This window comes from Nodosilinea sp. LEGE 07298, from assembly GCF_015207265.1.
Lineage (GTDB): Bacteria > Cyanobacteriota > Cyanobacteriia > Phormidesmidales > Phormidesmidaceae > Nodosilinea.
In genome coordinates this window covers 1-8709 of the sequence record NZ_JADEXE010000276.1, presented here as the reverse complement: position 1 = coordinate 8709, position 8709 = coordinate 1, and the positions used below count along the sequence as shown (strand labels likewise).

Sequence of the window (8709 nt, the reverse complement as noted above, 5' to 3'; positions counted from 1 at the left end):
AGCCGCACTTCGGACACCGGATAACGCCGTCGGGCCAGCGCAACGTCCGAACGCTGTCGTAGCACTTGGCCTCTTCCAAAAGGTGTGTCAGGGTTAGCATGAGATCGCAGAGCAGGTGCACTTTAGTGTTCAGCCTAGCGAATACATCATCTGCTTGCAGGTCACCTCCCTGAAACACCTATTGAGCCTTCTCTAAATCTAGCCAGGCTTTAGGTCAAAAATCTCTAGAAGATAAAAAGCTATTTTTCTCTAAGTGCCAAATTAACAATAGTCTACACAGTGCCAGAAAAGCTTTAAATTCTGCCGCCGTTTCGAGACCGTCCCTAGGGTTCCGAAATAGTTCAAAAGAACTACTCAGTTAGAGAAAAATCGGCTCTACCGGGTTGATTATGCAGCCGCAGCAGGAAAATGCCAGCTAATGAGGCAGCGTAATTTGAACCGCTCGAAATTTCTGAACCCGTAGCCAGAGCGTTTGATGAGCTTTAAGAGCGATTCCTGTCTAGGTGTTATTTAGCCGCCAGATAAAAGCTTAGCCGTCGAGACATGAGGGTGTTTAAGGTCATACTTGGGCGAAGGTTTCTTCTTCTTTTGCGGAGGGGCTTTGAGAAAGCGTTTGAGATTAACCTTGGCGGCTAAGTTTTGGAGAAAATCGGCTAACTCAACGACCGGCATCTCCGCAAAGCCTTGCCAGAGGTGAGGAGGGATGGCAATCATCATGCCCCGACACATGCCTTGCAATTCATCGACCACATAGAAATCGGACAACGCCGCTTCAATCTTGCCCACCCCGTGCACACTGGCCAAGGCCGCTTTGAGGGTGGCCAAAATGTTATACGCCATCAGTGCCAACGTAAAACTGAACAACGCCGCTTGGGGATAGGCTAAGGTTTTAATTTCCCCATCGAAATTTTGAGTCACCGACAAAAACAGCCCTTCGACTTGCCATCGTTCTCGGTAGAGCTGCATCACAAGGGCGGCCCCGGCCTGAAGGGTGGGTAGGTTATCTCGTCATCCCCGTATCGCGTCGGTCGGGCTAAGCGCAAAACAGTGCGTCGTAGGGTTAACGTGTCCTCCCCCTGCTGAATCTTGATGGCCTGTTCCCACACGTCGCCCGCCTCCAACTGTCCCACCCGTTCCAAGGCACCGAGGGCCTGCCACGGCAAATTCTGATGTTCACGGACAATAAAGGCCGCTTGCCGCCCAGCAATGCCCATGAGAAACGCCACGGTCCAAGCCGGTCAAATCTGGATCAATGTCACTGACTTAAGCAGGTAGAAAAGAGACGCAAAGCTTGATAAGAGTGGACTACAGCATTTTTCACTCAGCTCTACCATGCCGCATTAGAGTGCCATTCTCAAGCAACAGTTGTTTCAGAGCCTGGGGCTACCCTGGCAGGATATGTTGCCTGACTTCAGACTAGAGACCCTTCTGGAGGAGACCGGCACTCGCTATCGCCAGCGACTCTACACGCCCCTGGTCACCCTCTGGGCGATGGTGTATCAAGTGCTATGTGCCGACAAAAGCTTGCGTAACACGGTCAAATGGCTCAGGCAAGGACTCATTGCCGTCGGAGCGCCTCCCCCATCGTCCGATATGGGGAGGTATAGCAAGGCCCGTCAACGACTGCCCGAACCTCTGCTGCAACGGTTGATTTTTGAAAGCGCTGGGTTGTTGGAGCAGCAGGTACCAGCAGACCAACCGTGGTGTAGTCGTCGGGTGCGGGTGTTTGATCGCAGCACGGTGGTAATGAGTGATAGTGAAGCAATCAATCCGCCTATCCTCAGCATGGCAATCAAATGCCAGGGTGTGGATTTCCCCTCGCTCGGATCGTGGTCTTCTTTTCGCTGCTGAGCGGGGCGGCCGTCTCGGACTGCATCGCGCCTTGGACGACCAGTGAAATTGTGATGAGTCGTAAGCTCTACCTTGACCTTGCTCCCGGCGATATTGCAATGGCCGACCAAGCCTACGGCAGCTACGTGGATTTAGCGTTGATTCAGCAACAGGGAGCCGATGGGGTGTTACGGAAACACCACGCCCGCTACACCGATTTTCGGAAGGGCAAAAAGCATGGCATTGGCGACCACCAGGTGAAATGGATAAAACCGACTCGATGCCCCGATCACATGAGCCGAGAGGCGTTTGAGGCGTTGCCGGACATCGCTGTACAACATCTTGTATGGGCGATACTGGACTCGAACCAGTGACATCCTGCTTGTAAGGCAGTAACTCAAAGCCCGAAAAGCTCGATTTATAAAGCTTTCACGAGCGGCAAAATTTCCTGAACTAAATTTGATCTAACGGAAGATCAGCGCTTTAAGGTCTGGGAGGCCATAGAAATGATGCTCAATAGGTAATTCTCTATTGAGCTCAAGTCCTTGATAGATATTTTTGGCCGTTAACCTTTCTTGATGTTAGTTAGCTTTCAACCGCCACGGCGACTCGGTCGGGGGACTCTATGATGATGGGGAATTTTGGAACCCTGTGATTGATGATTCAACGTCCTGTACAGATCCTCAGTGGCCAGGGGCAAGTCGTCAGCGGGCTAATTTGCACCATGCAGCAGCGCCACCAGGATGACTTTCAATCCACCTGGCAAGGCATTCTGGACGTGACAGGTCAACCCGATGCCGGATGGATATGGGACTACAAGCGCCGTCAGTCAGAACAGGAGAGCCGCTATGAAGCCTATGCGTTGGAAGCCGAGGAACTGACCCAGGGGCTTATGTTCCTCGAAACCCAATGGCACCTATCGCAGGTGCAGCCGTCCTCCCGTCTGGTTTATGTGGAAGCCCTGGCCTCGGCCCCCTGGAATCGGAGTAGTCTAGAGCAGCCGCCTTTTTTCCAGGGCGTAGGGCGATCGCTCTTGTTGTTTGCCCGCCAACGTAGCCTGGAACTGGGATATAGAGGACGAGTCGGACTCCATGCGCTGCCCGAATCGGAAGCGTTTTACCGCCGTCTGCAAATGCCGGACTATGGGGCTGACCCGGAAAAAGAGGGCTTGGTATACTTCGAGTACGGCGCGATGCGGCAATGAACGGTTCAATAACCCAAATGCTTCCTATGGATGAGCGCAGACTAGCAGAACAATTCGCCCAGACCGGCAACTTAATGGATCTATGCGCTAGCGAAGACTGGTTGAAGGAATCGGCCCAAGTGGAAGCGGATTGTGGTGGCAGGGTCGAGGCTGGTTTGGCCTTGCGAGAATATGCCGCTCGCGTGGGCACACCTACGATAGAGCAGCTTCAGATGGTCAAGCTGCAATCTACTCTGTTCTCAGCACTTCGTACCTGGATGGAATCGTGGCAGCTGGGCCTGAGCTTTGAGACCACCTATACAGAAGCGCGTCGGCTCATTCGCTCCCGTCTCCAGCACCTCAGCCCAGAACAACAGGCCTGGGCCAGGAGGCTACTCACTGATCCAGAGCAAAATCTGGCTTCTGACCAGCAATCGGCGCGCTCAGAAGCGATCGCGCTGCTGGGTGATATTTTGACCCAGGATGACTGGCAAACCCTAGCCAACACGGCTGCTCAAGGAATGGCGAGCGGGGTTCTTCAAATGCGACAGCTCAATATTGTGAGCGCAAAAGCCAGCTAAGCAAACGGGCTCATCTGGCCATGCTCAATCAGTTAACTTTGCTGCCTTGGGTCGTGAGCCACAGCTGATTGGCCTGACTCTGGGCGAAAGTCGGGAGTCGAGTGTTTCGCTCCGCGTAAGACCCGGATACCATCATGAATTCGGTGGCGGAACAGCAGATCATGCAAAGGACATCGAGCTGATCGGGCGGATTCATCCACTGGCGATCGAGTCCTTTGTGCGGCTGTTAAATTATGATCACACCATCAGACCGGGAAAGTGCCCGCAGTATGGCGTCTCCGGTGTTGGAAAGGGGCAGACGGCGATGAAACAGGAGATGGATGCGGCAGAGAGGCGTTGGGTGCCCTTGCCGACAAGTCCCCAAAATCCCAGTCGCCGGATGTGACCTAGAACGTGATGAAGAATTTGGCGGATATGGTCAACCATCCCAGTCGGGCAGCTATGAGCAGTTGATGTAGCTCTAGTCGGCGACGGCGAATTTAATTGGGGCGAATATCTCGGAGGCGCTAGATGAGGGGAACCGGGCGAAACATGCGGAGAAGATGGCCGGGGCACAGCAGGTGGGGCAGGCGGCGGCGAATGTTTATTTGCCGGGAGACAAAAATTGATCCTCCAATTTCCCCGTATGTGTCCTGAAATCCATAAGCATAGAAAACTCCACTATCTATCAAGCTCTACAGCCTATCTCTCAAACGGAGCCAAGGACTTTTCTAAACCATACGCACCAATCTCAATCATCTGATCAATTAGGTCAAGGCATTGAGACTGTAGGACAAGATCTCTACCGCTTTGGCTGTAAAGACGGACTAGCAACTGGCTTACAGAACTGACATCTCTTAAAGCTCCTGATCTCTTTTGGGCATTTTCATCGTTGATACTTTGTATAAACCTCTCGCAGATTCGGTAGGTTGATTTAGGGAGTTTAGAAGTTGTCTTTTCTAATGCCCATATCAAATCACGCCCTCCGTCAGAGAACGCTTCAGTTTCAACAAACTGGTCAATCAAATTGGAATAACTATCTAGTTCTACTTCAAGGCGAAAAAAGCATTTAGCAGCTTTGGCACGAACTTCTGAACTAGGGTCACTAAAGAGCTGAATCAATGAATTTTCGCAAAATTCCTTGAGGTAGGCGGAACGCAAATTGGTTACAAAAACCTCGGCAGCAGCTAGGCGATGAGTTTGTGTTCCATTAAGGCAGAGTTCTGCTAGTGGAAGGGCTTCCTCAGTATGCATAGCAGCGACACAAGCTTGCCGCGCACCGACTGTTGCCACGCTAGGCAAATCCGAACTGAGCATCTGTTCAACGATTGGCTTCAGAATTTGAAAGTGGGTTCGAAGAGCATAATGCAAAAAAACTTCAACACTCCTCGTCCCCATAAGCACATTATCTGTTTCGAGGAGTTCCAGAAATAAACCTACAGCCACATCACGGTCGTAATTCAAAGTTGCTATTAAAGCTTCGGCTACGCAAGAACGTACAGCAATCGAGGGATCCTTAACCATTTCCCGCAGCGTCGGCAAGAAATATGAAGCCCGGCTCTTATCACTAAAAACCAACTTCGAGATCGCGATAGCTGCATCACCTCGAACCGAATTGATTCCAGCTTTAATAACAGCTTCATCGTGATATAATTGTTTACTCTGCGATTCTATTTGCCATAGCTCCTGTACTGGGTCAGGGTCATTCAGTACGTACCAAGAAATGATGTCATAGATTTCCTGATCCCAAGAAAGGTCAGATAGCTTCTGAACCAACCAACAAATTGCTTTGCCACAAGGATGCTTGGATAAATCGTGACATTTTTTACAGGCCTTTAAAGCGTTATTTGGATCTATACCAACTTCAGAAATTCCATCTAGCACTGCTTTAAAGTAAGCAATATTTGCAGTTTCAGGAAATCGCTGAATTAATTGGGCAAAACGAACTGGTTCCTTTTTTACCTGTTTTTTGAGAAGAAACTGCGATACTTGACGAGCGCCGCCAACCAGTTCACCATGTTTTTTAAACCATGCACCAGCATCGTCATGCTGATACTGAGTAATTACCTTTAACCACTGTTCATCTGATATCCGTTCTGCAGCAGTCTCAGGTATCGGAGATCCTATGAAACTTGCACTAATAGATTGTGGTGGCTCAATTTTTCCAGGTTCTTTAAGTAACTGAGTTGACGTGAACTTACGCCTCCATTCCTGTAAGCGGCGATGAACTGATTCACTTATACGAGTAGGATCGATAGCATCAAGTAGAATGAATTGAGCATAACCACGTAAGAGTCGGCAATCAGCGCTTCTTTCCCATTCAGGATAATAATTGAGAAGAAGATTCTCAATATCGGCTAAAATTTTACTTGAACAGTAGGGAGTTGTTGCTTCAATCAATAGACGAGTCGCCCAATGCGGCGCAGCATGACCATTACCACTACAAACTTCATAGCCAGTTTGAAGCCTTGAAGGTTCTTCTAGCAAATAGCCGATTGCTTCATCCGCAAACTCTTTACCATTAGCGGTATATGCTCTAATTAGTAAGTATTGAATTGTTTCAAATTGAGAGTCATACAAATTCTTACTTACAAAGTCACAAAAGATTGCTGGTTGGTTCAAAGCCAGCTTTGACAAAGCTATCTCGAAGCAATTTAGCAGATTACTTTCAAATCCATAGCCTCTGCCGTAAGAACGATATCTCCAAATAGAGTCAGACAATGGATATCCTGAATCTTGAATTGCATTTAAACCGATTACACTTAATATGAAAGGAAATACGTTCTCGACGAATGATTGTGGTTCTGATTGAGCACTCTCATACAAACACTCTTCATAGAAAGATGTCTCAAAAAGAGTTCCCTCACTATTGTCGAATGGATTGGAGACTGACTTTGAATTGCTTACCTCTAAACAGCGATTAAAATAGTGGCCGATTGCCTCACATGCCCATCCTGGATTCTTTTTAGGTAGATCGTAGATCAACATCCAGAAATCCCTATCAGAATATGCTGCCTCTCTAGTCTCATCAAACACCCCTTTATCTATTAAACAAAGGAAGAATTCAAAAAAACGACGCCCACTCTCAAGCTTGGAAAACCTAAATAAATGACCAATGCTTTCACACGAAGCATCTGTACAATTGAGGTAAGACTCGGCAAGCTCAGCTACTCGATTAGGTAAGTGATTTTGCATTATTGAGAGCAAAATCAGAGTCCTTGTAGTTATGTCGTTCTTTTGAGTGGATAACCATTTTTCTATAACACCTAAAGAATCAACAAGTTGAAACCACTCTGCAGAAGTACGAAGAATTTCCCAAGATTTTTCAATATACAAATTTGATGAATCTGTTATTAAAGGATAAATGATTTCCCATTCTTCTTCTTGAGGATCACTAATTGTTGCTAATAATGAATAAGTAACTACCTTTAGATGACTGCGAATATCTGAGGAGAATAGAATTTCCTTTAAATCAGCAAGATACTGAGTAAAGTTTACATCTCGCTGGTGAAATAAAATTTGCCTGACTTGAGCACGACGAAATAAGTGCTGCTCCCCACTTCTAAGGAGATCCGAAAGAGTCTGCCTAACAGTAGAGAACCGACGAGCAAAAGCATAATCAAAGAACCCTTCATGAAAAAATGAGATTCGTGCGTTCTCCCAAATCAGAATATGTTCAGATGCCATTAAACTTACATCTTCGGTAAGCTCATCTAAATGAGATTCTGGTACAGACAAAATCTGTTTGTCGCTCATATAGTTACAGAGATTATCAATTACCTGTGTCCACTGTATTGAGCGGCCAAGGCGTTCTCTAATTTTTTGCTGCTTGTGTTTCCAGAATCGATCGTACAGATCTTTGGCTGATTTAAAGTCAAGGATGTCATTATTGATTTCCTCCGTCACTTCAGCTAATAAGCTGAGATGTAGAGGAAGTGAAAGTAAGTTTAACTGCTTTTCATTTAATCTCGATGCTTCTATACCCGATTTGCTAACTACTTCTTTTACTGTTGAGGTAGTCAACCTTGAAATGTTGACTACCTCGGCGATACCATTTTGTCCTGTTATATGTTTAAATCGATTATCGTTTTCTAAGTCAAATTTTCTGCAAGCTAAAAGTAAATGGATATTAGGATGAGCTTTAGCTTGATTAATTAGCTGAGAAATACAGTCGAAAAACTGGGGATTACGACCAGAGACTAAGCTAACTGCATCTAATTGATCTATTACCAGTACACAGTCTCGATTCTGGGCAATGTTTGCCAAGACAGTTGGAGGAGAAGCAGGCAATCCTAATTGTGTCCCAACTGCATCAGGTATTACTTCAGGCTCCAAACGGTCTATGCGGAAGGCAAGAAATGGAATTCCATCATCCTTCAATATATCCAAAACTTGGGAGATAGCGCCGCTTTTCCCAATGCCTGCTTCACCAACTACTAGAACACCCCCTTTTTCACTTGAAGCAGTAATTTTTTCAAGAATTAGTGAAACTTCACTGCGTGGCAGAACTTCGCCACCAATTTTTGCCTCCTGAAGCGTAGATAGGTAAGCTTTATTGGTTCTTTCAATAGCTGATAGAACACTGGGCTCTTTACCCCATTCTCGACGGGAATAACCTCGTTCTTCCAATAAATAGTGCCAAATATCAAAAGCAGTCAATTCATGATGGATATTTTCTAAGACAAATTCAGCCAACTCTAGTCTAAGAGTCTTCGGATCACCCTCTAAAAGTGCTTCCAAACGATTTTCGATGATGTTTGCGAGAATATCATCTCCGACAGTTTGAACAAAAACTCTTTTGAGTGCTTCATAAGCTTCTAGCTCAGAACAATTTTCCCACTTTAGGCGAAGCTTATCAAAGTTTCCAGATTGGGTCTTATTTAGATACTGATCCTCAAATTCCTGCCAAGAGACCGAGTCTCTTGCTCGACTCGCTAATTCTCCTAGCTCATTTGCATCTTGAGTCGAGATAAAAAAGCAGCTGTTGTTAGCCTCATTAAGGCTTTGCCGTAATTAGTCACCGCAACAAAGCTGGTCTATTGCGAATAGGGCAAAAGTTTGTAGCATAAGGGGCATGACGATCCAACCGCATCCAGAATCAAACCTCTCGGAGATCGACCCTGAAGAGCAAGGGGC

The 8709-nt window shown here is 46.9% G+C and carries 6 protein-coding genes and 1 pseudogene; 3 read left to right on the top strand and 4 right to left on the bottom strand.

What is annotated here, in order from left to right:
• The 3 genes from IQ273_RS36015 to IQ273_RS26320 all read right to left on the bottom strand — a co-directional run.
• A partial coding sequence (locus IQ273_RS36015; RefSeq protein WP_194021068.1) for a transposase occupies window positions 1-100 on the bottom strand: 100 nt, incomplete at its 3' end.
• Between the two features lie 410 nt (window positions 101-510).
• Window positions 511-969, bottom strand: a complete 459-nt coding sequence (locus tag IQ273_RS26325) for a hypothetical protein (protein ID WP_194026105.1) — start codon at window positions 967-969, stop codon at window positions 511-513.
• A complete protein-coding gene (locus IQ273_RS26320; protein WP_194026104.1) occupies window positions 966-1226 on the bottom strand; it encodes a hypothetical protein in 261 nt (86 codons plus the stop codon). The genes IQ273_RS26325 and IQ273_RS26320 overlap by 4 nt, the downstream gene beginning before the upstream one ends.
• A 124-nt stretch (window positions 1227-1350) precedes the next feature.
• On the opposite strand from IQ273_RS26320, the pseudogene IQ273_RS34055 reads away from it, so the two are divergent.
• The 3 genes and pseudogenes from IQ273_RS34055 to IQ273_RS26300 form a co-directional block, all read left to right on the top strand.
• Window positions 1351-2165: pseudogene (locus IQ273_RS34055) on the top strand (IS4 family transposase); the annotation flags it as partial.
• A 323-nt stretch (window positions 2166-2488) separates the two neighbouring features.
• Complete coding sequence (locus IQ273_RS26305; RefSeq protein WP_228053913.1) at window positions 2489-3034, top strand: GNAT family N-acetyltransferase; 546 nt, start codon at window positions 2489-2491, stop codon at window positions 3032-3034.
• Between the two features lie 26 nt (window positions 3035-3060).
• Window positions 3061-3594 carry a hypothetical protein gene (locus IQ273_RS26300; protein ID WP_194026101.1) on the top strand — a complete coding sequence of 178 codons (534 nt, stop codon included), beginning with the start codon at window positions 3061-3063 and terminating at the stop codon, window positions 3592-3594.
• A gap of 681 nt (window positions 3595-4275) precedes the next feature.
• Here IQ273_RS26300 and IQ273_RS26295 read toward each other — a convergent pair.
• Window positions 4276-8313, bottom strand: coding sequence for a hypothetical protein (locus IQ273_RS26295; protein WP_194026100.1), 4038 nt, complete (start codon window positions 8311-8313; stop codon window positions 4276-4278).
• Window positions 8314-8709: the final 396 nt, after the last annotated feature.

Excerpts from the sequence above, each read along its gene's own strand:
- IQ273_RS26300 (WP_194026101.1), top strand. The coding sequence starts at position 3,061 with ATGGATGAGCGCAGACTAGCAGAACAATTCGCCCAGACCGGCAACTTA.
- IQ273_RS26305 (WP_228053913.1), top strand. The coding sequence starts at position 2,489 with ATGATTCAACGTCCTGTACAGATCCTCAGTGGCCAGGGGCAAGTCGTC.